The 24,682-nt window shown below is 35.9% G+C and carries 30 protein-coding genes and 1 pseudogene; 27 read left to right on the top strand and 4 right to left on the bottom strand.

Features of this window, described 5'->3' with window-relative positions; genetic code table 11:
- Positions 1-27 precede the first annotated feature (27 nt).
- A complete protein-coding gene (locus ACYX4O_RS13165) occupies positions 28-1,452 on the top strand; it encodes an aldehyde dehydrogenase family protein (RefSeq protein ID WP_476351525.1) in 1,425 nt (474 codons plus the stop codon).
- 263 nt (positions 1,453-1,715) lie between these two features.
- A complete protein-coding gene (locus ACYX4O_RS13160; protein WP_027446191.1) occupies positions 1,716-1,913 on the top strand; it encodes a cold-shock protein in 198 nt (65 codons plus the stop codon).
- Between the two features lie 46 nt (positions 1,914-1,959).
- On the opposite strand, the gene ACYX4O_RS13155 is transcribed toward ACYX4O_RS13160, so the two are convergent.
- Positions 1,960-2,166, bottom strand: coding sequence for a DUF6366 family protein (locus tag ACYX4O_RS13155; RefSeq protein ID WP_476351524.1), 207 nt, complete (start codon positions 2,164-2,166; stop codon positions 1,960-1,962).
- A 212-nt stretch (positions 2,167-2,378) separates the two neighbouring features.
- Between ACYX4O_RS13155 and ACYX4O_RS13150 the strand changes: the two genes are divergently transcribed.
- The 3 genes from ACYX4O_RS13150 to ACYX4O_RS13140 all read left to right on the top strand — a co-directional run bounded on the left by ACYX4O_RS13150 (position 2,379) and on the right by ACYX4O_RS13140 (position 4,363).
- On the top strand, positions 2,379-3,392 hold the full coding sequence (locus tag ACYX4O_RS13150) for a C45 family autoproteolytic acyltransferase/hydolase (protein WP_476351523.1): 1,014 nt from the start codon (positions 2,379-2,381) through the stop codon (positions 3,390-3,392).
- A 92-nt stretch (positions 3,393-3,484) separates the two neighbouring features.
- Entirely contained in the window at positions 3,485-3,784 is a 300-nt protein-coding gene (locus ACYX4O_RS13145) for a DUF3784 domain-containing protein (RefSeq protein WP_188655784.1), read from the top strand.
- 144 nt (positions 3,785-3,928) lie between these two features.
- On the top strand, positions 3,929-4,363 hold the full coding sequence (locus ACYX4O_RS13140) for a DMT family transporter (protein ID WP_476351522.1): 435 nt from the start codon (positions 3,929-3,931) through the stop codon (positions 4,361-4,363).
- On the opposite strand, the gene ACYX4O_RS13135 is transcribed toward ACYX4O_RS13140, so the two are convergent.
- Positions 4,341-4,730, bottom strand: coding sequence for a MerR family transcriptional regulator (locus ACYX4O_RS13135; protein WP_476351521.1), 390 nt, complete (start codon positions 4,728-4,730; stop codon positions 4,341-4,343). The two genes, ACYX4O_RS13140 and ACYX4O_RS13135, sit on opposite strands and share 23 nt — an antisense overlap.
- Positions 4,731-4,834: 104 nt before the next feature.
- On the opposite strand from ACYX4O_RS13135, the gene ACYX4O_RS13130 reads away from it, so the two are divergent.
- Both ACYX4O_RS13130 and ACYX4O_RS13125 read left to right on the top strand, forming a co-directional pair.
- Complete coding sequence (locus ACYX4O_RS13130) at positions 4,835-5,593, top strand: SDR family NAD(P)-dependent oxidoreductase (RefSeq protein ID WP_476351520.1); 759 nt, start codon at positions 4,835-4,837, stop codon at positions 5,591-5,593.
- Positions 5,594-5,744: 151 nt separating this feature from the next.
- Positions 5,745-6,976, top strand: a pseudogene (locus tag ACYX4O_RS13125) (ISL3 family transposase).
- A 51-nt stretch (positions 6,977-7,027) separates the two neighbouring features.
- Here ACYX4O_RS13125 and ACYX4O_RS13120 read toward each other — a convergent pair.
- Positions 7,028-7,870: an SDR family oxidoreductase gene (locus tag ACYX4O_RS13120; protein ID WP_476351519.1), complete on the bottom strand. Its 843-nt coding sequence runs from the start codon at positions 7,868-7,870 to the stop codon at positions 7,028-7,030.
- A gap of 118 nt (positions 7,871-7,988) precedes the next feature.
- Between ACYX4O_RS13120 and ACYX4O_RS13115 the strand changes: the two genes are divergently transcribed.
- The 17 genes from ACYX4O_RS13115 to ACYX4O_RS13035 all read left to right on the top strand — a co-directional run bounded on the left by ACYX4O_RS13115 (position 7,989) and on the right by ACYX4O_RS13035 (position 20,084).
- Positions 7,989-8,144, top strand: coding sequence for a hypothetical protein (locus tag ACYX4O_RS13115; RefSeq protein WP_188655790.1), 156 nt, complete (start codon positions 7,989-7,991; stop codon positions 8,142-8,144).
- Positions 8,145-8,595: 451 nt separating this feature from the next.
- Positions 8,596-8,745 carry a hypothetical protein gene (locus ACYX4O_RS13110; RefSeq protein WP_476351518.1) on the top strand — a complete coding sequence of 50 codons (150 nt, stop codon included), beginning with the start codon at positions 8,596-8,598 and terminating at the stop codon, positions 8,743-8,745.
- Between the two features lie 20 nt (positions 8,746-8,765).
- Complete coding sequence (locus tag ACYX4O_RS13105) at positions 8,766-9,287, top strand: 5' nucleotidase, NT5C type (protein WP_476351517.1); 522 nt, start codon at positions 8,766-8,768, stop codon at positions 9,285-9,287.
- Between the two features lie 108 nt (positions 9,288-9,395).
- On the top strand, positions 9,396-9,575 hold the full coding sequence (locus ACYX4O_RS13100) for a hypothetical protein (RefSeq protein ID WP_476351516.1): 180 nt from the start codon (positions 9,396-9,398) through the stop codon (positions 9,573-9,575).
- Positions 9,576-9,616: 41 nt separating this feature from the next.
- The gene (locus ACYX4O_RS13095; RefSeq protein ID WP_476351515.1) at positions 9,617-10,240 is read left to right on the top strand and encodes a hypothetical protein; all 624 of its coding nucleotides are present in this window, start codon (positions 9,617-9,619) and stop codon (positions 10,238-10,240) included.
- 188 nt (positions 10,241-10,428) lie between these two features.
- Positions 10,429-11,196: a GNAT family N-acetyltransferase gene (locus ACYX4O_RS13090; protein WP_476351514.1), complete on the top strand. Its 768-nt coding sequence runs from the start codon at positions 10,429-10,431 to the stop codon at positions 11,194-11,196.
- Positions 11,197-11,412: 216 nt separating this feature from the next.
- Entirely contained in the window at positions 11,413-11,958 is a 546-nt protein-coding gene (locus ACYX4O_RS13085; RefSeq protein WP_476351513.1) for a sigma-70 family RNA polymerase sigma factor, read from the top strand.
- Positions 11,951-13,279, top strand: coding sequence for a hypothetical protein (locus tag ACYX4O_RS13080; protein ID WP_476351512.1), 1,329 nt, complete (start codon positions 11,951-11,953; stop codon positions 13,277-13,279). Before ACYX4O_RS13085 ends, ACYX4O_RS13080 begins: the two co-directional genes overlap by 8 nt.
- Positions 13,280-13,557: 278 nt before the next feature.
- A complete protein-coding gene (locus tag ACYX4O_RS13075; protein WP_476357131.1) occupies positions 13,558-13,995 on the top strand; it encodes a VanZ family protein in 438 nt (145 codons plus the stop codon).
- 432 nt (positions 13,996-14,427) lie between these two features.
- Positions 14,428-14,919 (top strand): PH domain-containing protein, encoded by a 492-nt coding sequence (locus ACYX4O_RS13070; protein ID WP_476351511.1) that lies wholly within the window; start codon positions 14,428-14,430, stop codon positions 14,917-14,919.
- Between the two features lie 485 nt (positions 14,920-15,404).
- On the top strand, positions 15,405-15,581 hold the full coding sequence (locus tag ACYX4O_RS13065; RefSeq protein WP_207527600.1) for a hypothetical protein: 177 nt from the start codon (positions 15,405-15,407) through the stop codon (positions 15,579-15,581).
- 361 nt (positions 15,582-15,942) lie between these two features.
- A complete protein-coding gene (locus tag ACYX4O_RS13060) occupies positions 15,943-16,287 on the top strand; it encodes a DUF6176 family protein (RefSeq protein ID WP_476351510.1) in 345 nt (114 codons plus the stop codon).
- Positions 16,288-16,473: 186 nt separating this feature from the next.
- On the top strand, positions 16,474-16,758 hold the full coding sequence (locus ACYX4O_RS13055) for a hypothetical protein (RefSeq protein ID WP_476351509.1): 285 nt from the start codon (positions 16,474-16,476) through the stop codon (positions 16,756-16,758).
- 799 nt (positions 16,759-17,557) lie between these two features.
- Positions 17,558-17,857 carry a hypothetical protein gene (locus ACYX4O_RS13050; protein ID WP_476351508.1) on the top strand — a complete coding sequence of 100 codons (300 nt, stop codon included), beginning with the start codon at positions 17,558-17,560 and terminating at the stop codon, positions 17,855-17,857.
- A gap of 249 nt (positions 17,858-18,106) precedes the next feature.
- Positions 18,107-18,664, top strand: a complete 558-nt coding sequence (locus ACYX4O_RS13045) for a hypothetical protein (protein ID WP_476351507.1) — start codon at positions 18,107-18,109, stop codon at positions 18,662-18,664.
- A 419-nt stretch (positions 18,665-19,083) separates the two neighbouring features.
- On the top strand, positions 19,084-19,542 hold the full coding sequence (locus ACYX4O_RS13040) for an NUDIX hydrolase (RefSeq protein WP_476351506.1): 459 nt from the start codon (positions 19,084-19,086) through the stop codon (positions 19,540-19,542).
- Between the two features lie 116 nt (positions 19,543-19,658).
- Positions 19,659-20,084 (top strand): hypothetical protein, encoded by a 426-nt coding sequence (locus ACYX4O_RS13035; protein ID WP_476351505.1) that lies wholly within the window; start codon positions 19,659-19,661, stop codon positions 20,082-20,084.
- A 305-nt stretch (positions 20,085-20,389) separates the two neighbouring features.
- Here the strand turns inward: ACYX4O_RS13035 and ACYX4O_RS13030 are convergent, their stop codons facing one another.
- A complete protein-coding gene (locus ACYX4O_RS13030; protein ID WP_476351504.1) occupies positions 20,390-20,971 on the bottom strand; it encodes a helix-turn-helix domain-containing protein in 582 nt (193 codons plus the stop codon).
- 93 nt (positions 20,972-21,064) lie between these two features.
- Here ACYX4O_RS13030 and ACYX4O_RS13025 point away from each other — a divergent pair, with 93 nt between their 5' ends.
- The 3 genes from ACYX4O_RS13025 (at position 21,065) to ACYX4O_RS13015 (ending at position 24,569) form a co-directional block, all read left to right on the top strand.
- Positions 21,065-22,039, top strand: a complete 975-nt coding sequence (locus ACYX4O_RS13025) for a DMT family transporter (RefSeq protein WP_476351503.1) — start codon at positions 21,065-21,067, stop codon at positions 22,037-22,039.
- A 1,699-nt stretch (positions 22,040-23,738) separates the two neighbouring features.
- Positions 23,739-24,104, top strand: coding sequence for a hypothetical protein (locus ACYX4O_RS13020; RefSeq protein ID WP_476351502.1), 366 nt, complete (start codon positions 23,739-23,741; stop codon positions 24,102-24,104).
- A gap of 123 nt (positions 24,105-24,227) precedes the next feature.
- Positions 24,228-24,569, top strand: a complete 342-nt coding sequence (locus ACYX4O_RS13015; protein ID WP_476351501.1) for a hypothetical protein — start codon at positions 24,228-24,230, stop codon at positions 24,567-24,569.
- The last annotated feature ends 113 nt before the right edge of the window (positions 24,570-24,682 follow it).

The following is a 24,682-nucleotide window of genomic DNA, read 5'->3' as shown; positions in this document are numbered from 1 at the left end:
AATTTTTTTATAAAGGAGAATTTGAATATGCGTACGAACTTAAAACACTACATTAACGGTGAATGGGTTGAATCAACTGGTAATGACACATATAACGTTATTAACCCTGCAACGGAAGAACCAATGGGTCAAATTAGTTTAGGAACGAAGGAAGACCTGAATAAAGCTGTTCAAGCAGCTCGCGATGCTTTTCCAAGTTTCTCTCAAACTTCTAAAGAAGAACGTATTGAAATGCTTGAGAACATAGCCGAAGCATATGCACGACGCAAAGATGAATTTATTGATGTGATGACAGATGAGTTAGGTGCACCTCTTAAAATTTCGGAGAAGGTACACTACAGCATGGGTTATAATCATTTTGCTCAAGCGGCTGAATCTCTTAAAAATATTGAATTTATGGAACACCGTGGCGACCATACGGTAGTAAAGGAATCTGTTGGGGTAAGTGGGTTAATTACACCATGGAACTTCCCAACAAACCAAGCTTCAACGAAAATTGCCAGCGCATTTGCAGCCGGTAGCCCAGTTGTACTAAAACCTTCTGAAATGACGCCATTTGCTGCCATTATGTTAGCGGAGATCTTCGATGAAGTAGGCGTGCCTAAGGGTGCATTCAACCTAGTTAACGGTACAGGCGAAACGATTGGTGATGGCATTAGCTCACACCCTGATATTGACTTTGTATCGTTTACAGGTTCAGCTGGAGTTGGAACGAAAGTAATGCAAAATGCTTCTGAAACAATTAAAAACGTTGCTCTTGAACTAGGTGGTAAATCTCCATTGATTGTTCTTGAAGATGCGGATATGAAAGATGCTGCACGAAATGCAGTAAGCAATATCGCTACTAACACCGGACAAGTTTGTTCTGCAGCTACGCGAATGATTGTTCCAGCTTCTAAGAAGGAAGAATTTGAACAAGCCGTATTAGAAGTGCTTCCTGAATTCCCAGTGGGTCATCCTCGCGAAGGAAATTATGTTGGACCACTTGTATCCAAGAAACAGTGGGACACAGTTCAATCCTATATTGAAAAAGGGATTGAAGAAGGTGCAAATCTAATTGCTGGCGGTACAGGCCTTCCAGAAGGGTTAGACAAAGGGTATTACGCTCAACCAACGATCTTCACTGATGTATCGAATGATATGGTCATTGCACAAGAGGAGATCTTTGGACCTGTTATGAGTATTATTACGTATGACAACATCGATCATGCGATTGAAATAGGGAATGATGTTGTATATGGACTAGCAGGGTACGTTTATGGTAAAGACCCAGAAACACTTAGAAAAGTTGCAACATCCATCCGTGCTGGACGCATCAAGGTAAATGATGCCTCCCATGATTTCAATGCACCGTTTGGCGGGTATAAGCAATCAGGTATTGGTCGTGAGTGGGGCGATTATGGAATTGAAGAATATCTTGAGAAGAAAGCGATTCTTGGGTTCCCGTCTTAATTAGTAATTGATTAAGGAAGAGCTATTCTCCTAGAAGGGGAGAGTAGCTCTTCTTTTTGGATGGATGAATAATAGAAGTTTATAAATAGTTTAGTAGCTAAACTTGACGGATTTACATTTAGCTGATATAGTAGGTATTAATTATTCTTGTTCGTTTACGAGTGAAAGAAAAAGTAACTATTAAGTCACTTTCGTCTGGAATGAATATGCAGAGCAATAATAGTAATACAATGTGGACTTGATCCACGCAGGAGGTAACAATTATGTTACAAGGTACAGTTAAATGGTTCAACGCTGAAAAAGGTTTCGGTTTCATCGAAGTAGAAGGTCAAGACGATGTATTCGTTCATTTCTCTGCTATTCAAGACGAAGGCTTCAAAACATTAGAAGAAAACCAAACGGTTTCATTCGAAATCGTTGAAGGTAACCGTGGCCCACAAGCTGCGAACGTTCAAAAGTAATTTATTACTTGCGATAAAAAAGACTGCCATCTTTGGCAGTCTTTTTTTATACCATTTTGTAGATGGCATATCCGACAATCATGAAAATGATTAAAAGACCGGTGCCTTTCCACCCCATTCTTCCCACTATATGACCTAAACTGAAATAATCAACGCTAGTCCAATCTTCATGATCTTCTTTTACATACTTTCTACCGTTCGTTTCTCGCATACGTTTGCGTCTATCTTTAGAAGTTTCTTTTTGATGGTTCATATGAATCTCCTTTTTAAACAATGGAAATAGCCTATGTGATACAGTATCACAATTTAAGAGTAAAACTTCAAACAAATCATTAAACAAGTTCATCTATGAAATATGTATTGAAACCTTCGAGAATAGAGAAGTCTTCCCAAGAATATGGCTACCATTACTCGTGGAATAAAATGGTATGATATACTGTTTTGTAATTAGGGAGGTGGATATATATGAATCCGTTCAACGTTGATGTTTTGCAGATGAAAAAGAATCACCACTCAATTGGGGTTAGAACAGCTGAACTTCTAAAAGAGCGAGGGAAGATCGAGATGCTAGAGAGCATCACAAAAGATAGCATTGATTATGAAAGTATGAAGGATGTTTTCTTTCAATTTGCTCCCCATCTATTAGAAGAGTTAGAGGGATTGGGGGAAACGCTACAGATACCGGCAAAAAAGGCTGCATCTTTGTTTAGCGGATACGATGTTCCGAGAGTGGCTGCCATGGGGTGTACGGCTTATGTGACAAACTCTTTCTATGTACGAAATTACGATTTTTCCCCTGAATTTTATGATGGTATTTTCAGCATAATCAAACCAAACCAGGGTTTTGCCTCAGCAGGTTACAACCTTCAAGGTATTGGACGACACGACGGAGTCAACGAAAAAGGGGTAGTAGTTGGTCTTCACTTCGTGAGCAATATTCATTTCGCGAAAGGATTATCAGCCTGGACTACGGTGCGGATCATTTTAGATACGTGTTCATCAGTTGAAGAGGCTATTAATCTCTTAAAAGATATCCCTCATGCAGCCTGTTACAATTTCTCGCTTGGTGACCCGGGTAATTTCGCTGTTGTGGAAGTAAGTCCAAAAGGAGTCAGTATACGTCGGGATAAAGAGTTTCTTTCATGTTTTAACAACTTTAAGCAACCAAATATGAAAGACAAGAACAGGCCAAGTATAGAAGGATCTCTAAAGCGAGAGCATTATTTACAACAGTATGAAAAAGAAGCGTTAAGTCGTGAAAAGCTGTTTCAAATGTTTTCCGATCCTGCTTCCGCTTTATTTTTTACAGAGTATGACAAATTGTTTGGAACACTACATACATTTTCTTATTCATTTCAAGAGAGTAGGATCGTCACCACGATTGCTCGAGGCGCAAAGGGATTAGATTTTCGATTTCCAGATTGGCTGAATGGGCAAGATGTCGAAGTGCAGCGTTTATATGGAGCTATTGAGATGTAGGTAATCTTCATTTTTCAAGCAGAAGCAGTATTACTTTCATCTATCATATGAGTTTGCATGCAAAGTTGCTTCTATAGGAAAGGAATGGTTCGATGTATTTGAATGAGGGTCCTTTAGCTATTGGAATCATTTTATTGTTGTTTGCTTATATGGTTGGTATAAAGAAGCATACATGGTTGCTAAGTGGGTTCAACCAGCGTCGAGTTCGAGATAAGGAAAGGTTATCCAAGTTAGTTGGCCACTTAGATTTATCCACCGGCCTTGTTCTGATTGTTTCAGGGGTATTAACTCCTCGATCTCAGCTTCCTGCGGTTATGGGCATATTAGTCCCGCTCATAGCTATAGCGCACGTTGGTATGATTATTTACGTACAGAAGAATATGGTTGAATAGGGGTTATTAAAGTGTTAGAGCCATCCGAGATATCCGGATGGTTCTTTGTTTGGAGTCTATGAATTGAGTTCATTCCCTCGTTCTGAAATAATGATAATGTTGCTTTAACAAGGTAAATCATTATGATAATGAGGAGGTTTATATATGCAGTTTTTAGTTATGCTTATGGTGTTTGTAGGCGGTATCGGTGTGGCTGTTCAATCTTCTGTTAACGGAGGCTTAGGCCAAAAGATAGGTGTATTTGAAGGAGCATTTGTCTCCTTTTTAGTCGGAGCTGTAACACTATTTTTAGTTATGCTTTTCTTTGGTAAAGGTAATATTGTACAAGTGTTTTCTGTGCCGAAGTGGCAGTTAATTGGAGGAGTACTCGGGGCTTTCTTCGTATCTACAATGGTTTTGGCTGTCCCGCGAATAGGTGTGGGAGCTGCAATCTTCACACTGATCTCGGCGCAATTGATTGCGAGCTCCTTGATTGATCACTTTGGTTGGCTTGGGATGAAGCAGATTCCCCTGGACTGGTCTCGGATTTCGGGTATGGTCCTTATGATTGTGGCTATTATTTTATATACGAAGAAATAGAAGGAAGAACTTCGTTACCCATCATATCCTTATAAGTAGATACTTTCTTCGCAAGCATCTGTTCTGTACCTTGCAGTTCTCTTATTTGTTGCTGTATAGAGGCACGATGATCTTCTAATAATTGAAGACGCTCGTTAACCGTATGTTTACCTTCTTGCAAGAGCTTTACATATTCTTGAATGGTTGAAACAGGCATATGGGTTTCGCGTAGTTTCAGGACAAAACGAAGCCATTTGACCTGTTGATCTGTATAGTTTCGGATGCCGGCATGATTTCGATTAGATTCTAAAATGCCTTCTTGCTCATAATAACGAAGCGTATGAGGTTTGATGTTTAACTTCTCGGCTACTTGGCTTATGGAATACATTGGAATACCTCCTTAACATATACGTTGCGCATGAATGCTTGACTTCAAGTGCACTTTAACGAGTAGGCTTATAGTGTATCACATTATTAAGAGGAGGATCATATATGGCATATACAGTTATTACTGGAGCAAGTTCAGGAATTGGTTATGAAGCAGCGATTGCATTCGCGGAACGAGGAAAGGACCTTATTCTAGTCGCTCGTCGCGAAGAGAAATTAGAAGAGTTAAAGGCAGAAATTCAACAACAGCACAATGTAGATGTGGTCATTAAGCCAGCTGATCTAGCTGAGCCTGAAAATGTTCACGCCTTTTATGAAGACCTCAAGACGTACACGTTAGAGACATTTGTGAACAACGCTGGATTTGGGAACTTTGATCCAGTGGCAGAACAAGACCTTGGTAAAATTCAAAAAATGCTTCGTCTAAATGTTGAAGCGTTAACGGTTCTTTCAACATTGTTTGTTCGTGATTATGAAAATCAAGAAGGAACGCAGCTCCTAAATATCTCATCAGCCGGCGGGTACAATATTGTGGGAGGTGCTGTGACCTATTGTTCAACCAAGTTTTATGTGAGCGCATTTACAGAAGGTTTGGCTCAAGAGCTTCAAGGAAAAGGCGCTAAGATGAGAGCGAAAGTACTTGCTCCCGCAGCTACAGAAACAGAATTTATGAAGCGCTCGTTTGATGTAGATGATATAGCTTACGAAGGAAACGTGCCTCAGTACCATACTGCAAAAGAAATGGCTCATTTCTTACTAGACCTTTACGATAGTAACAAGGTAGTTGGAATCGTAGACGGGGAAACATATGAGTTCCACTTAAAGGATCCGATTTATCCGTATGTAGAACGTTCAACTAAATAATGTTTACTGGGAAACTTCCGTTATGGGAGTTCCCTTTTATTTTGGCTCTAAAATATTTGTTGGGGTATTAGAAAATTTGGCATAAAAAAACACGCAAGCTCCAATCTTTACTACACTTGAATTGACGAGAAACAAGAAGTAAAGGAGTTGCGTGTACGTGTATTCTAACATGCCAGTGCCAGGACTACAAAATGTAATTATAAAGAAAAGTGATGAAGTGAATGGGGACTTTCATCTTCATGTGGAAGTGCCGAAAAAGAAGCATAGATGTAAACAATGTGGCGAGTGGACTCAGCGCATTCATGATTATCGAACTCAGAAAATCCAACACCTCAAGATCTTTGAACGTACAACTTATCTCTTTTACCGGAAGCGTCGTTATGTCTGTATATGTGGAAAGCGTTTCTTTGAAGATAACCATCTCGTAAAACGATATCAGCGCCACTCAAAGGAGTGGAATCAAGCTTTAGGTATTCGGGTTATACAGGGCAAGAATTTCAAAGATACAGCCGCGTTGTTTCGGACTTCACCCACTACAGTGATGCGACGGTTTGATGAGCTAGCCACTCCGATGTTGAAAAAAGTAGAAACCCTGCCTCCAGTCATCGCGATTGATGAGTATAAGGGCGATACAAGTGCAGGGAAATATCAAGTCGTTATCGCCGACGGAGACACTGGCCAACTCCTAGATATCCTTCCTGATCGCTCGGTAGATACTGTGAAAGAATACCTTCGGGAGAAGGGATCCGAGGTAGAGATGGTCATTATGGACATGAGCCACGCCTTTAAATCTGCGGTAAAGAAAGCCCTGGGAAGTCCTGTTATCGTGGCAGATCGTTTTCACTTCTGTCGATCTGTCGATATATCTATTGGGCCCTTGAACGTGTGAGGAGACGGGTTCAAAGCGAATTTGATGACTATGATCGAAAGAAATGTAAACGCAAGAAGCACATCTTTTACAAACGCGAAGAGAACTTAACTGAGAATCAGAGATGGCACCTAGAGCGTTATCTAAGTATGTCTCCAGACTTGAAGGTGGCGTATGATTTAAAGGAAGCTTTTCGTGAGTGGTTCGAGAGGGCTAAAGAGATTGGTGTAGAACAACCTTCGAAGGTAAAGGATGAGTTACATAGCTTCTATCAAAAGGTACATGAAGCTGGATTATCCGAGTTTATGCAGGGGATTAAGACCCTTAAGAACTGGCAGAAGGAAATCCTTAACAGTTTTGCATTTGATTATAGCAATGGTTTTGTAGAAGGACTTAATAATCAAACTAAGGTTATTAAGCGAAACGCATTTGGATTCAGAAGGTATGACCGCCTTCGTCTAAAAGTCCTTCTTCACCATCAATACAAGAATACAAAAGACTTTCAAGTTGGATAAAGATAAAGGGGCAGGAGCTTGCCTCCTACCCCAACAATTGACTTAGAACCTTTATTTTAAGTGAACTTCTTCTTCGCTCCATTCCCATAATCGTCTTGCTACTTCGTCATCTTTGGCATTCTTCTTTAGCGGTGTCGGTTTTCGTTTGTAATAATACCCTCCGCTCGATGTAACGTTAGGGTCTGTGGCTAAATAAATAGCAGTTTCAGCACCTTCTGCAGGTGTTTGGAAGAACGGACGAAGTAACTTGTGAATGGTACTCCCAAATCCTGTTTCGCGGCTGACTCCAAGGCTCGTACTGACGGCCCCTGGGTGGATTGCGTTTACTGTGATCGACGTCTCTTGTAATCTCCTCGCTAGCTCGCGTGTGAACAACAGGTTAGCGAGCTTAGATTGACCATATCCTTTGATGACACTGAACTGGTTATGTAGGTGGGGATTATCAAAGTGAATCTTGCCAACTTTATAGGCACCAGAAGATACAACCACAATGCGACCTTGTTTAGCATTTTGTAGAGGTTCAAGTAATAGGTTAGTCATTAAGAAATGTCCAAGGTGATTGATTCCCATCATGCCTTCAAATCCATCCGTAGTCTCTATTCGTTTCGTATTCACAACACCTGCGTTGTTTATGAGAACATCTAAATAATCAAAACGACTTCGAAATTCTCGTACGAAATCGTGGATACTTTGGAGCGAACCTAAATCACATTGTATGTAATCTGCTTGGTCTGAATTGCTTTCATCCTTAGCCTTCTGAAGCGCCTTAAGCCCTCGCTCGTTGCTTCGACAGGCCATGATAACAAAAAATCCTTTCTTCATTAAGGCTACAGTTGTAGCGAATCCCATGCCTGTATTCGCTCCTGTTACAATTGCTATTTTACTCTCGTCCATTACATCACCTTCTTGTAACTTATTAATTCCATTGTAACTGAAAAAAGCGCAGGGTCGAACATATCTACTCCACAACCGAGGCATACTAGGCATAACTTTTTAAAAGGAGTAGATGAACATGTCTCAAAAAGGCCCATCCAAACACAATCAGAAAACCGCTGAAATCGCTAAAAAGAATAAAAAATACGAAGCAGAATTGGCTGAAGATATGCAAAAGGGAAATTCGAAGCATCAGAGTCAAAAAAAGAGCGGAAGACAAGCAAATAAGAAATAGTTTAAAGTGGGGAGTCGCGTATAACGTAAGTCATTCCATTTTGGTAGAGAAACCCACAGAAAAGTAGACTAATTAGGGGACCGAATCGAATAGGGTTTGGTCTCTTTTTTATCTTATATCTCAAAAGTTATTTATAATGCTATGTACATACTGATTTCCTGAATCTAAGTAGTTAATTGTTATATTATGTTAAAATTTATAGTGAGTTTGTGAAGGGTTATACTTAAATTAACAGAGTAGGTTAGTTAAAGACTCATTTTTGAAGTAATAAAAATGTATCATTCATGAAACTTTTACAAAGGCTTTCCGTATTTAAACAAAAAGGTGCTGAACTCTACTAGTTAAAGTAGTTGTGTAAATGTTTATCTATAATTTTAGGTGGTGTTTAAATGGACTTGCTGGTGAGGCTACCACTGATTATTGCGGGGTTAATTATATTCGGTTTTTTTTGATGATGAAAAAAAGAAGACAAAAAGGAAAGAAAAGTAGTGGGTGGCAAAGTATAATTTCATATATTTCGAACTCAAGTCTTAAAGAAACGGGTGCTTTTGCTGATCATGAGCAGTCGCTTCTTTCATTAACGGGGCAGCAATGTAAATAACGATTTGCGAGGGGATAATTATGGTAAGGATAGCAGTAGATATGGACGACGTAATAGCCGACCCTTTATCTAAACACATAGAAGTTTTTAATGAAAGGTTCAATGAGGATATTTCCATTCAAGACTTACAAGGTAGATACTTAACAGAAATACGCCCTAATTTACAAAAAGAAATTATGACTATTTTAACTGAGCCCCATTTTTTTCGTGATTTAAACGTAATGCAAGACAGCCAAGATGTTTTAAAAGAACTAAATAAGTTTCATGAAATTTTTATCGTTACAGCTGCTATGGAATTACCGACTTCTTTTGCCTCCAAATATAAATGGTTAAAAGACAATTTTAGTTTTTTAAATGAGAATAAATTTGTATTTTGTGGTGATAAAAGCATCATTGATGCAGATTATCTAATTGATGACAACCCTAAACACTTTAAGCGATTTAGAGGTAAAGGGTTGCTATTTAGTTCACCTTATAACTCCTCGGAAACTGGTTATTATAGAGTGAACAATTGGAAGGATATAAGAGATTATTTTATTTAATAGAAGCATTTTAAACTAAAGGATGCGATTGTTGAATAAGCATAATATTTCTTTTATTATCCCGGAGGTTTAGTTTAATAAGAGATAACTGGTAAAAAGGGGATATGTATGGAATTTATTAATTTAGCACACAGTCAATTGAATTGTAATGATCGAAAGTATATGAATCATCCATTTTTTAAAGAATACTTCAAGGTATTTAATTTTAATGATGATTTTTTTCATACGGCCAATAAATTGATGGAAAATTTCACAACGGAAGAAATTGAGGAAGCTATCTCTTTATAAAAACATCAATATCTGAAGTATTCAGTACTATCCATAATACATTGTCATTAGATTTCGAAGTAGGAGCTGTTGTATTTCTTGGGGACAGTAGCTATGACGGTCATGGAAAATTATTATTTGGTGGAAAACCTTATGTTTTTCTTGATTTAACAGCAATTATACCTCGAATTAGTATGTACGATCTTGATACTTTCTTCACTCACGAACTCATTCATCCAATCCATTATTTTATTAATCCAGATTTTTACCCTGGGAATTTCAAGTTACCAGCAGAGAGATATCACAAAACTATCTTATCGGAAGGAATTGCAACAAAAATAAGTAGTATATTGACGAATAATTCAGATGAACAAAAATATTGGTTTGGTTTTCTTGACACTAAAGATGTGAATCGTTGGATTAATAATTGCGAAGAAATGAAAGGCGATATTGGGAGTAAATTAGAAGGTGTTTTGCAAGGGGGGACATTTGACGGTACACTCTATAATAGGTTATTCAGCATTGATAACTTCAAAGAAATACATATGTATCGGTTAGGTTATTATTATGGTGATAAGATTGTTAGTCTATTATTAGAATATAATACGATAGACGAAATTTTAAGACTAAGCTACGATGTAGCCTATAAATACATAAATGCTTATTTTTTAAAAGACGTTTTATAAATTATAAAGACCTATCCACTATTAGATTATGGTTGTGTTATTTTTCCAATTGAAAGTTTCTGCAAAATCTAATTGTGATAGTGGGTGCGATTGCTGAACAAGGAGGATCTTCCTTCATAAAACGGTGCAGTTTAGTGGAACAAAATATTCATAACCTTACAAAATAAGTGATTTGAGGAGTTCCAATAATGATGAAGAAATATAAAAAAGTTTCACTCTTGATAGATAACAAACAAGAAATTATTCCTACTTTTGCATATTCTATTTTAAATAAATATATAGATGGCGATATTTACATGGATACAACGGAAAAATCAGCATTGCTTGGTACTTCATCAGGTGTTTATGTTGTAGCGGGAGAGGCGACAAATACTGAACTTCACCAACTCATGTTGAATTTATTTAATGAACGTTTAGCGAATAACAAGAGATTTACTTTGTTCTCTCCTTCTAAAGAATGGGATGAACGGATTGTAGATTTATTAGGGAATCATGTTAGGTCATTTAAGAGATACTCTTTTCAATTCAACCCCAATATTAACTTACGCCTGGGTAAGGGATTACGATCTGATTTAATAATATCCAAAACTGATGAAACCCATATAGCATTAAGTGAAGAGTTTAATGAAGGTTACTATCGAGAATATTGGGATGAAGTCAATAATTTTCTGGATAAAGGTATCGGCTTTTATCTAAAAGATGGTGAAAAGATAGCTGGTGAATGTGTCTCGATATTTGCATCACCTGATTACGCAGAATTAGATATTATAACGAACCCAAGTTATAGAGGTATAGGTGTAGCAACCCAATTAGCTAAAGAATTTATTGAAGAATGTAGAAATAACCAGATCATCCCTCGTTGGGAGTGTGCGGTGGACAATTTGGCTTCAATCAAACTCGCTGAGAAATTGGGATTTGAAAATCCACAAAGTTATTCTGTATTTGTAAGAAAATAAAAAATCTGTGTAGAAAGCATTCATCTTTTTTTATATATACTATTAATTTATAAAGACGCATTCTTTGATGCGTCTTTTTTTTATAGAAAAACTTGAAAAAAGCTAACGAACTTATTATGATAATGTCTTTTAGCTTAAAGATTTTTGAAAAACATGGGACCTTTCTTTAAGGGTGCTCGTCTTAAGTTAAAGAAATATGGAAAGTGGTGATAAAGATTGGAAAGAGAAGAATTAGAAGAGGATGAGGATATTCTCAATGAATCAATTGAAGAGGTAATGAATTATATCATTGATCAATATGGCGAAGAGATAAAACGTCTTATTTTTACATATATGAAGGACTATGCCACCACAGATGACATTTTTCAGGAATTTTTGATAAAGGTTTATAAGAAAATCGGTAGTTTTAGAAGGGAAGCAAAACTAAGATCTTGGTTGTATCGGATTGCTATTAATACATGTAAAGATCATTTGCGTTCCCCTATAAAACGTATAACAAGCTTGAACGATACTATTTTTTCTGAAAAGGAGAAGTCTGCGGAAGACATAGTGATTCTAAAGGAAAATAACCTCCGTCTTGCAGCGAATGTTCTATCACTCCCTATTAAATATCGAGAAATTTTTGTATTACGCTATTATCAATCATTTAGCATACAACAAATTAGTGAAGCTCTAGATATAAAAGAATCAACGGTCAAGACACGAATTTCTAGAGGAAAATTTAAACTGCGACAGAAACTGGGGGGATGTATAGATGAATAATCGCTTTAAGACAGAGTTAGATCAGTATATAGGGGAAGCTCCTCTATTGAAGGAAGAGGACAGGACGAACTTTTTTGCAAGTGTTCATGATGGAAAAAAGCATAAGAAGAGAAAGTTAAACAAAAGGTTAACTTCTATTCTGGCATCCTTAATGATTCTTTTTTCTGCTGGAGTTGTCACCGCCTATAATCCTTTTGTTAATAATTTAGTATCATTAGTCAGTCCCGAGATTGCTATGCTATTAAAACCTATTGAAGAAACGAGTGTTGATAACGATATCAAGATGGAGACAATTGCTGCTATAAGCGATGATGAAATGGCTGTTATCTATATAACACTACAAGATTTGTCGGGAGATCGTATTGACTCTACCCTAGACCTTTATGATTTCTCACTAAGTGGTGCCCAAATGTTTAACAGCAAGGTTATTGCTTTTGATGAAACTACGAAAACAGCCACACTTAGAATACAGGCGAATGGTGGGGAGGACCTCAACGGGGAAAAGGTTAAGTTCCAAATTCAGTCGTTCTTGAGTCACAAAAAAACACATGAATTTGAAAAAAGAAACATCTCTTCTATTTTAAAAGAAGAAGCAAAAACAGTGACATTGGATATGGACAATATACCTGGCGGAGGAGGCGAGTTGTATCGCTCGTTAGAGAATCAAGAAACGATACAGGTTCTCCAACCCGCCCCATCAAAAAATAACATTCTCAAGCATGACTTTATGGAGGTAACGAATATTGGATTAATTGAAGATCGTATACATGTTCAAGTTCGCTGGGATGAGGATTACGTTGATAGTCACGGACAGTTAACACTTACTGATCAGACTGGAAGTAGTATAAAACCCTCCAGTGTTCAATTTGGTTTTGATGGTAGCAAAACTTCTTATGGCAGAGAATACACTGAGTACATTTTCGAGGTAGAGAGTGAGGACCATTTGAATTATGATCTAAGCGGTAATTTTGTAGCTTCAGGGTTGTTTGAAGAAGGGAATTGGAACACAACATTCAAATTACAGGCAGAAGAATCGTCATTGTTAGAAATGAAATTCGAAATGAGCATGGATGGATGGACATCTAATCAATTAACGATTCATCCATTAGGAGTAACTCTTCAGGGAGAAGGAATTTTAAGTGAAGGTAACAAACCAAATGTAGATGTTAAGCTTACCAACGATGAGATTGTAACCCTTCCTGCTTGTAAAGCTATTAACGAAAATGGAGAGGTTATAATGAAGTTCGAGTCTGACATACCTTTAGACCCTATGGAAATTAAATCAGTGATTATTAATAGTACTGAAAAAGTAATCAAGTAGTTAAACTTAGGAAGAGTTTTCTATTTGTAAAATAAGATCTTTCTTACTCCCCTTAACAGAGGGGGCGATCTAAATTTAATACTTTCAATAAATAACTTATGAAGATCAGTCTGCATTCAAATAATCTCGAGAGGAAGTGCAAATTGAGGATAAACTTTCTGTTACCAGCAATAATTATCATAGCTTTCTGGATTATCATTAGAAGTTTTAACGTAATTAACAAGAAACAAAAAATCGTTTTAAGGCAGGAAGTAATTAACCTGGTCTTCTTGGCAAGTGTGCTATGGATCATTAAAATGACAATTTTCCCGCTTGAAATTGGTGTTCCTCATAAATATGGGAACAACCACAATTTCACCCCATTTACAAGCATACAAAGTATGTTGAACCACTCATATTTTATGGTTCCTTTAAGGAATATTGCAGGAAACATTATTTTGTTTATGCCATTAGGTTTTGTGCTGGCACTAAAATACGGTAGGTTAAAAAGTGTAAAAAGAGTTGGGATCGTCGGTTTATTAAGCTCTTTGTTTATAGAGTTTTCACAATTGTTCTTACCAATAAGGGCTTTTGATATTGATGATATTATACTCAATACTTTAGGGGCTGTCTTGGGTTATCTTGTACTAAAAACATTAAAAAAGATATTTAATAAGATTAAGGTGAATAATCAGAACGCCAGTTACAAACATGATACTAATGGATATGAGCATTAGCGATCTTAGAAGTTCTATTATTTATAAAGTATAAATAAGAATTATTAATTGGTATAATTTAACTCTAATAGGTGCTATAGTGAAAAAGAGCGACGTCATAAGCCTAAGTAGTTCGGTTCAGAGATATAAAAATGAAAATAACAAGGCTTTTAACATGCGAATTCACATAGGAATTCGCATGTTTCTTTTTATTGTTATGACAAGATTTATTGTGGTTTTACGTCTAAATAACAACTGTTTTAGAACAAGGATTAGCAACTGGACAACAGCTATTGTTTGCAAGTTAAAGTGGTGCTAACACCATGGTCAAAACCAATGTACTTTAGTATAGTTAATTGTAAGATTTTGTAGGGATGAAACTTTTTTTGGCACTAGTCGTACATTATATTGGGTTATAAATATACTCCTTCCAAGTAATTGAAGGAGAAGAAAATGAATATGCTTTCTGGAGTGATTCTAATACTAGAGGGATTTTTAAATAGGGGTGATTCGATGTATTTCTCATCAAAAAAGGATATTTGGTCAAGATTATTCTACTATGGTTTTTTATTATTTATTATATTTATTTACAGCTTTGGTTCAGAGCCTTTAGGATTTCAGCTTATTACTTATAACAGCATATTCGGCTATATTCTAACAGGTGTGTTATTAGGCCTAATAACATGGATTTGGTTTAGGACAAGGTACTTTGTTGAAAATGGAAAACTAACAATTAGATTTGGTCCGTTTAAGAGGTATATTGACAGAAGAGATATTATCAAAATAAGTAATGAAAGAAGTCCGATTACTGCACCTGCTCTTTCAATTGATAGACTATCAATACTTTATGGTAATTATAAAGTCATTGGTATTTCGCCGAATAATAAAGAAGAGTTTATACACTTATTAAAATCTGAAAATCCAGATATAGAGGTTAAAGATTAGTTATAGTAAGGGGCGATTGTTGAACAAGAGCAATCGCTTCTTTCATTAACGCGGCAGTTTACTGAAAGAACAAGTATTAAAATTAGTACAAAAGGGGGCGGATATTTTGCTTGCATTAAAAGAGTTTACGTCGAGTTTTTTATTTATAGTCAGTTGTTTAATATTTGCAATTAGTGCATATTTACTCTTTTGGGCAATTATTATGCCTTTAATTGCAATAATTCCTTTTCTCATTTCTTTAGTTACTGGTTTGTTATGTTTCTATTGTTCAAGAAAACTTAGGGTTAGAAAAAAATAATTATTTACTTAACAAACGGGTGCTTTAGTTGAAGTAGAGAAATCGCATCTTCCATTAACCGCAGGTATGTTGAAGAAGATAATAAAAAGGGAAATAATTACAAATATGGAAGTGTGTGATACGCTTAGTTTATCTAAAATTGAGAGCTTAGTTTTAATACCTATTATGTGTGGTTAGGAGGTGAATTATGGTCTTTTGGATTTGCATATCTTTATTAGGGATTTTTACAGCTGTTAGTGAAGTAATGTATAGTAAAAAGTTAAGCGGGAGTCAGAAGAAGCGGTCAGTAATGGGTATATGGGGAATAGCTGCGACATTAACTGTTCTTCTTTTAATTGTAGATACAGCTATATCATATAGCTAGTCTTATATCCGAGCTATAAGGTTATTCCTGAGTAGCCATTCATATAGGTCGGAAGTGAAAATGCCAAAAGGACTTCCTGGAAAAAGGAAGTTCTATTTTAAATTTAATTAAAATAGAACATTAACTTAAGCATAGCCTTCATATTAAAATGCGTTTAATAGTGTTGCTAAACTAACGGGTGCGATTGTTCAATAATGGACGACCGCTTTTTACTAACGGGTACAATAACAGGTTCGATTAATCAAAGATGAGATAAAAACTAAGTGGAAATTGAGATTGTGTGTGCTTTTTAATAATAAATTTCTAAATTTTCTGTTAAAATACAGTGGGTTTTGAAACCCAAAAAAGGGAGGAGTATATTGTGAACGTAGAAATAACGAGATTTAGGGTTAAAGAGGGCAAGTCAGAACGAGTGGATGAATGGTTAAAGTTTTTGAACGATAATATGAAAGATGTTCTCTTTACGTTAGAAGGTGAAAAAATGTATGTTGAAACCATTTTTAGAGAGCATTTAAACGGAGAAGAGTTTTTATACTGGCATTCAGTACAAGGTGAAGGCGGACAAGAAGTAGAGCAATCGGATCATTGGATAGATAAAAAACATTTAGAGTTCTGGGATGAATGTATAGATGAAACCTTTAAGCCATATGACTTGAAGACAGAAGTAGTTATGATCCCTGAAAAAGTAAGAAACAGCATGAACTAAGAGCAAATTAATCTAGACTTCTATTAAGAGGTCTCTTTTTGTGGAAACCTTGGTAACGCTCTAGTTTTGGAGATAATATTGTTCTTCAACAAACGGGTGCAATAGTGAAATAAGGAGTTGTCGATGCGGCAGCTCCTATTGTGTTAAAGAGGGTTTAGTTGAATAAAGATTTTTAGGAGGAGTAAGATGAAAGAAAAAATAAACATATGGTCATTTATCTCTTCAATTATTTGTTTAATTTTGTTTCTAACTGTTTCTTTTTCAGGTTGGTTTACAAGTAACATATGGGGAATTCACCCTTTAAACATAGTTTTATCTGCTACGTTATTTACCCTTCTATTTGGTGTGTACGGTTTCTCAGGCGTTAGGACTTGGAAAGGTGTGGCAAGAAGTATATCCACAATAGTAGTAACACTTGGTTTATCAGCTTTTCTGGGGTTTGTTTTATTATTTGGGAACTTACTTCACTAAAGGGTGCGATTGTTAAAGAATAGGAGTTGTCGATGGGGAAACTCTTATTGAATATGTTTGTACTCTATATGTTGTTGACAATAGCGGGTATGACAATGTTAATAGTAGGAGAAGGTTCTCATGAGTAGCTAATGAGTATGAAGGGAGAATACAACAAATGTATTCAGCGCAGGCCCAGTGGTACGAATCCATTAACAAAATTTTGAGACAGTAAAAGGATAGTGATATGTATCAAAAGCATATACGAGTGGTTTAGGTATAACTTTCTGGATGATGACATAAATGAGGAAGAAAAAGAGTATCTTGATTCCTTACCAAAACAGAACCACAAAGGAATATTATCTATGTTATTAAGTGGTTTAGGTTTTGCATTTGGAAATAATTATGTTGTAATCCCTTTGTTATCGTTGGTCTTTTGTTTCTACGCATTATCTACTTTCAGAAGAATAAAAGAAGACAATATATGGCCGATTTACTTAGGAATGGTCTTAAGTATTCTGGGAATTACTCTTTATCTGTTAAAGTACAAACATGTCTTAGTGTGAGAAAATTGCAAATGATACCCTGCTTACTTTTATTAATGAGATAGTGCCCAGTTTCTACAAAAAGTTTATATTGAATATGGAGTAGTTGCAAAGAAATCAAGACTTATTCGAAATTCAACATACATAAAGTTTTAATTCTTAATAAAGTAAAGAGGGCTTTAGTGGATCAAGGAGTTCTTGATATTGGCAGTTCATATTGTGCTAAGAATGCACTTTAGTTTCAAAATTTAAGATTATAAATGAGGTGTCTACTAATGGTAAGTGCATCTACTTGGTTTAATCCTTATGCACTTGAAGTGATTGAAATACCAATTGCAATCTTATTGGGAACCTTGTCAGCATGGTCTGTTAAAAAAGTTATTATCGGACCTTTAATACACTTCGGCATATCTGTAATTACTTACTTGTGGGTTTGGTATTATTTTTATTCTGCAAGTACATCTGATTTTTTCGCTGTACATATGAATGACTTTGAATCATATACAATAGAAGCTTTTTTTATTGGAATTACTTGTTTGTTTTCTTGGGGTGTAATAAATATAAGAAGGATATAATTAAAAAATTCGGTACAAGAGTTAAAGAATATAAGCTAGCGTTTCAGGAACTCTTACTGCATTAAAGGATTAGGGTGGTTTAAGAAAAATATGCATTTCATTTTTGTTAGCTTGTGAACAAATGTACTTAAACAAACGGGTGCGATTGCTGAAGAAGAGCAATCGCTTCTTTCATTAACGAAGCAGTAATCTTTAATAAGAGAAATGGATTTTAATGTTAAGATTAGGTTATTAGGTGGGAAGGGTTATATGAGGAAATTTTTAATTCTATTCTTTTTAACTTTACTTGTTGCTTGTCAAAATAATGATAAAACCTTAGATATAAAAAATATCGAAGTTGATAAAAGTGCCAACAATGAAGAAGCAACACACTATAAAGCAAAATCATTAGATGTAGCAATTAAATCATTGCCTTTTCAATTAAAAGTACCAACAGAAATTCCAAGTACGTTTAATCAGTTTCAACCAATATTTATTACGGATTGGAACGACACCGAAGACGGAAAAGATATAGCAATTGAATTAAGAGCAACTTCAAAAGATGATGATAGTTTATTAAGTATCTATGCAAGGGATTTTGATATGTCGATATTAAATTCATTTAAGAGTGAAGCAGAGAAAATTTCTTTGGATAACAACCAAGATGTTTATTTTCTTCACCCTGATAAAAAGTTATCAGAATGGCATTCGGGTACTGTGTCATGGGTGAATAATAATATTTTTTATTCTGCTGAATTTACTGGAACTGATTTAAAAACAGATGAAGTTAAACAAACACTACTCGATTTAGTAAATCAAATGCAATAACGGTTGTTAAAGTAACGGGTGCGATTGTTGAAGAAGAGAAATCGCATCTTCCATTAACGGGGCAGGTTAGTGAAACAGAAAAGAGTAGTACAACATTACTGGGGGATAAATTGCATGAAGGTAATTAAAATATTCAAGAATGTACTTCTATTGTTAGGAATATTAAGTACAGTATTAAGCAGCATTTCATATTTTATCTATGATTATTATATCGGTGCCCTGGTATACATCACTTACACTTGTCTAATTATTTCTGGGGGTTTATCTATTTATCTTGATTTTAAGTTGAAGAAGGAATTTCAAAATAAGTATCGGTATTTCAACTAGCGGGTGCAATAGTGAGATAAGGAGTTGTCGAGGCGGCAATCTTATTGTGACAAAGGAGCAGATTAATGGAATAAACATAATTGGAGGATGTTATGGGATACATTATGAATTTAAGAAAAATTGTAGGTAGTCGCCCTCTAATTATGTCAGGGGCGTGTGTAATTCTTGTAAATAATAATAATGAGTTATTATTACAATTTCGTAAGGACAATAATCGTTGGGGGTTAGCAGGCGGTTCGTTAGAGATGGGAGAAACATTAGAAGAAGTAGCTAAAAGGGAATTATTTGAAGAGACTGGTTTGACAGCAAATAATTTAACTTTATTAAATGTTTTTTCAGGACAAGATTTTTACTATAAATACCCTCATGGAGATGAAGTATATAATGTAGTGACAGCTTACATATGTAGGGACTATGAAGGAGGATTAAGAAGAGAGGAAAAAGAAGTTCAAGAATTAAAGTTTTTTTATTTAAGTGAACTTCCTTCTAATATTAGTCCGCCTGATTTACCAATAATTAATGAGTTTATACAGAAATGCTTATTGAGCTAACGGGAGCTTTACTTCAACAAGAAGATTATCCCTTCCTCATTAAATCAAAGGGCGGGTTAAATGACCAATCCGCAAAATAATCAGGCTTTCATCTGATTATTATAGGAAGAGAGGAGATGTTTATGAGATATTTCAGTGCAATTATGATGCTTTCTTTACTTATTTTAAGTGCATGTGATTTCGAACAAAATAACGATCAATACATAGTCGATTATGAATACCTTTCCAAAGAAGATGAAATCCCAGATGACGTTACCCAATGGTTGATCAATATAGACTCTGAGGATAGAAGAATCCATAGTTTAACGTTAGAAGAGGGAACCACGTATGTTTACGCTAATCAGCATAAAAAAGCAAAGGTATCCTATATTGACGAAAATATAGAAGGTGAATCTAACCAGAGCATGAAAGTTACATTATTAAAAGGAAGCAATAAAGATACCGTCTTTATTAAAATTTCTTATGAGACAGATTTATGTTGTGATAGCGAAATATTAGATGCTACTGAAAATGAAAAAGAATTTTATGAAAAGCAAAAATAATAAACCTTATTAAGCTAACGGGTGCTAAAGTAAAAGACTCCCCAAGATAAATCTAGAACTCAAGTCTTAAAGAAACAGAGGCGATTCTTTAACAAAACATTTGCCTTCTTGTTAATGATTAGGGCAGGTTAGTTGAAGACTTGAATTCGAGATAATAGCCAGATTTGAAACAATAATGGGATTTTCAAATACGTTTGAGTATCGCAAAGGTATATTTTTGATGATCAAATTGTAAATGATAACACGCTTTGACAGATATTCGATCTCAACAAAGGAGACTAACGCTACCGAATCGGCAGCGTTTTCTATGTCTGCGTATAGATCATCACGAAATGTAGAACGGCCCCAACTGAGTCTGGATTGATATAAGCATGATTTTGATCAGCCTGAAACTTGATCGAATCATACAGTTCTAACTCATAGATCTCATCTTGGACTTTCACGTTCACACGTCCTTCCATCACAGTGATGTACTCGGTCACACCTTGCTGATGGGCATCTGCACTGTACTTGCTGTTAGGCTCAAGAAACGCTCGATGAGTTTCTAATGAACCATACCCCTTCATGTTGAACATCGGTTCCAGGACTAAAGATTCGTTTGCGCTAAGTACTTTCTGCCCTTCGTGTTTCTTTGATATTACCACGTCTTGTTTTTCAGCGAGCAGCGATGAAATCGGAATCGCGAGGCCATTTGCAATCTTCCAGATAATCGTTAATGATGGATTCGCTTCTCCTCTTTCAATTTTCCCTAACGTTAGATTGCTAACATCCGTTCGTTCTGCTAGGTTTGATAACGAAAGGTTTCGTTCCTTCCTAATCGATCGTAGCGTTTCACCGACTTGCTTCGATAATTTCTCTGGATCTTCCCAGTTATTTTTTCCACTCATATGATACCCTCTCCATCAAACAATTTTACATCTCACTACATATACTATAATATACATATTATTAACTATACTATATAGAAAAGAGCGATTTTATTGAAAGAGATAGCCCTCGGTATTCTTTCGTCGATGTTTTTTGCCGTTACATTTATCTTGAACCGCTCGATGGAACTTGAAGGTGGAAGCTGGATGTGGAGTTCTTCCCTTCGTTTCCTCTTCATGGTTCCCTTTCTACTCCTCATTGTACTAATGAGAAGCAACCGAAAACAAGTTTTTAACGAACTAAAAAAGGAACCTTGGAAATGGCTGACGTGGAGTTTTGTAGGTTTCGTCCTTTTCTACGCCCCTCTAACGTACGCTGCAACATATGGACCAGGCTGGTTAGTGGCTGGTACATGGCAATTCACGATTATTGGTGGGATTCTCGTCGCTCCTTTCTTTTTCAAAGTAGAACGAACTTCCACTGGCATCGTGAAACGACGACAACGCATCCAAACAAAATCCCTTGTCATTTCGCTTATCATCTTGATCGGTGTCCTATTGATTCAACAGCAAAAAGCGAGTGAGCTCACGATCGTTCAGGTTATGATTGGGATCGGTCCTGTCATTTTAGCAGCGTTCGCATACCCACTCGGAAACCGCAAGATGATGGAGTTATGTGAAGGAAAGCTCGATACGTTTCAGAGAATACTTGGGATGACGATCGCAAGTTTACCATTTTGGTTGATTATTAGCGGGGTAGCAGTCGTCAAAGTTGGCTTACCGAGCGCGAGTCAAGTGACGCAATCGTTTATCGTCGCAATCTGTTCAGGCGTTATCGCGACAACACTATTCTTCATCGCGACGAATCGCGTGAAGCATCACCAAGGAAAGCTCGCTACAGTGGAAGCCACGCAGTCGACGCAGATTCTGTTTGTGATCGCAGGTGAAATGCTAATGTTAGCGAGTCCGCTCCCTACAGGAATTGCTTTAGTAGGCGTTTTGTTTATTATTTTAGGAATTATTGTTCACACGTTTAATATGAAAAAGATGAATACGGTTACGGTTGTGAGAGGGTCGAAAGCACAATAAAAGGAAGAGGATTCCCCCCCTCATCCTCTAACGGTCAAGCTCCTAACCACTACTGGACTTTCGGCATCAAAATCCTAAGTGCGAGCATGATCGCAAGTATGCCGCGCTGCACCTTTTGACTTTCTGTTTTCTTAGGTTCCTTTCCTTTCAGGTTTTGATCTGGTTTTGTTAACTTAGTAAGGTTCGAGCAATGCTCTAGCAAATAATTTCAGTACTATTTGCCGGATATACATACGTACTTATTTACAAAACTCTTTACTGATATTTTGAATTCAAGTCTTTTATTAAAGGGAGCTTTAGTTAAAGAAAGTCAATAAATCATTGAAAACGCAGAGGAACATAAACCTTTGCGTTTTCTTGTGCGATTTTGCTGTCAAAAGTTATGTGATTCACCTTGTTATTTCGTTTGAGAATTGGTGTGTTCTACTTCACAACTGAACTACTTAGTCATAAGACGCTGCTCTTTCTTAATAGCATTTGTTATATAATTCTTGCTTGATTCTTTAGCTTAGTCCTTGTGGTTTCACTCTTCTAATGACCAAGTATGCTTTGGATGAGCTCAAGTGGTGACATTGTTTAAAAGACGGGTGGCATGATTACCTAACATTTGTTGAACTAATCCACCAATTAATACTGCTGTGTTTAAAACGGTACAATTCCCCTTATACGATAACCAGATGAAATTCAAATGAGACTTTTACATTGGGTATATGGCATTTATTCTATGTAGGTTTTGGCAGTATGTTTATTAGGAAAGTGGATAAATAAACTGGTTTTCAAATGTATAAAGAATAATAATTTTAATGAAACATTGTTAAGGTGTGTACGTATATAGAATTACTAGAAGATACAAGGAGACTGAGTGAAACAATGTTTTTTTCGCGTTGGACATTTTACCAAATATTAATACTGATATTCTTAGGGGTGTTACCATATCTGGCGGAAGTATTTAATCAAAGCATCTCAGTTCCAATAGGTGTTTCAGCTGTTAATACCATGCCACCTATGTTAATGACAATACTCTTTCTAGCGCTAATACTGGGAGGGTTCAATTTATTTTTATTTCTTCAGTCAAGGAAGAGTACCACATTCCTGAGTCATCCAGCATGGGGAAAAATGCATATTTTATTAATTTTAATTGGGGGAGTATCTCTAATAATATTTATAAGTGCATTTTTTATGAGTCCATTAAATGAAGTCTTACAAAATAATCGTTGGGGAGTTTATTTAATTCTCTATTATTTTCTTTATATATTTAACCTCATTGTTTTGAGTGTAATTCATAAATTTAAAAAAGATAGGCTTGATAACAAAAGGCAAGTTAGGCTCTCATTTATTGTAAGTTTACTGATTCTGGTCTTCACAATCTTTATCATTTAATGGAGTTTATCTCAAATTCAAGTCTTTCGCAATCGGGCGCATACCTGGAATAAACAGTAAATGAACAGACCGCAAAATATGCAAAGTTGTATACAAAACTTTTATTTTGTGGTCAGTTTTATATACAAAAAACATACTGCCAAAGCCTACATTTTTAAAATGCCATAAACATGTACTGATTTGTTTATTATCAGAATTTTCGATTAAATATATAGGATTTAATGTTAAAATAAGATCTGAAGTGTTTACTATCCAAGCGTAGCGGGTTAGTTAAGCTAGTTGTGAGCATAAACCACTTTATTTTTAGAGGGGGGATTTTATGAAAAAGATTTTTATATTACTTCTATTACCCATCACATTAATCGCATGTAGCCAAAATAAGTATGATTTTACAGGAGAAAGCCATAATTGGGAGGTTACATATTATGTATCTACTAAAAGTGAAAGTACCCAATCTTCAAACTTGGAGATTAGATATATAGGTAATAATAACCCCCCGGAGCAAATTAATTATAAGTTTGATAATGGGAAAGCAGGAACTGATATAAGGTTGGATGAGGGAATTTATAAGGGAGCGAATTCTCAGTGTTCTGGTTGTAACACACCCCAAGAATCAGAGGACTTTGTCATTACAATTGAGTGGAATGAAAAAGAAGAGGTTATTGACCTTTCAAGTGAACAGTAAAGGTTTTGATAGGGGGAGGCTTTAATCTTTTTTCTTCCACTAAAGGGTTCAATAGTATACTAAGACGTTGTCGATGCAAAAGCTCCTATTGTGTTAAAGGGCGGTAGTAAGATCGAGGGATATGTGGTAGAAATTGAAAAAGATAGAATATTAGTTGTTGAAAATATAACAATAGATAAGTATGAGCAATTGCGGTATAAGAGTATTAAAGAGTTAATGGAACAAGAAGAAACGGAAATGGAGGTATGCCCCTTGGAAACCCTTACCGCTATTATGTTCTTAATTTTAACAGTGTTAATAATTGTTATTTCAAAGTATAAAGACATTAAAAAAAAGAAAGAACATCCACCAAAGCAGTGGGAAGGTAAACCGCAAAGGGAAATGGAAGACCAAAAAGAAAGGGGAGAAAAACTCACTGAATTTCAAAAAGGTAATGGTAGAGGTGGAGGTGGAGGACCCTTTTAGTAGCTAGTGGAATGAGTGAGATCTATAGAGACTTGTCTTTCTGTCTCTTCTATTACTAAAACTTATCACCCCCAATAATCATTAAATATTTTCCATATAACTACTGAAGAGAT

This window comes from Pontibacillus sp. ABV4_188, assembly GCF_056311905.1.
This window is presented reverse-complemented; position numbering and strand designations above follow the sequence as displayed.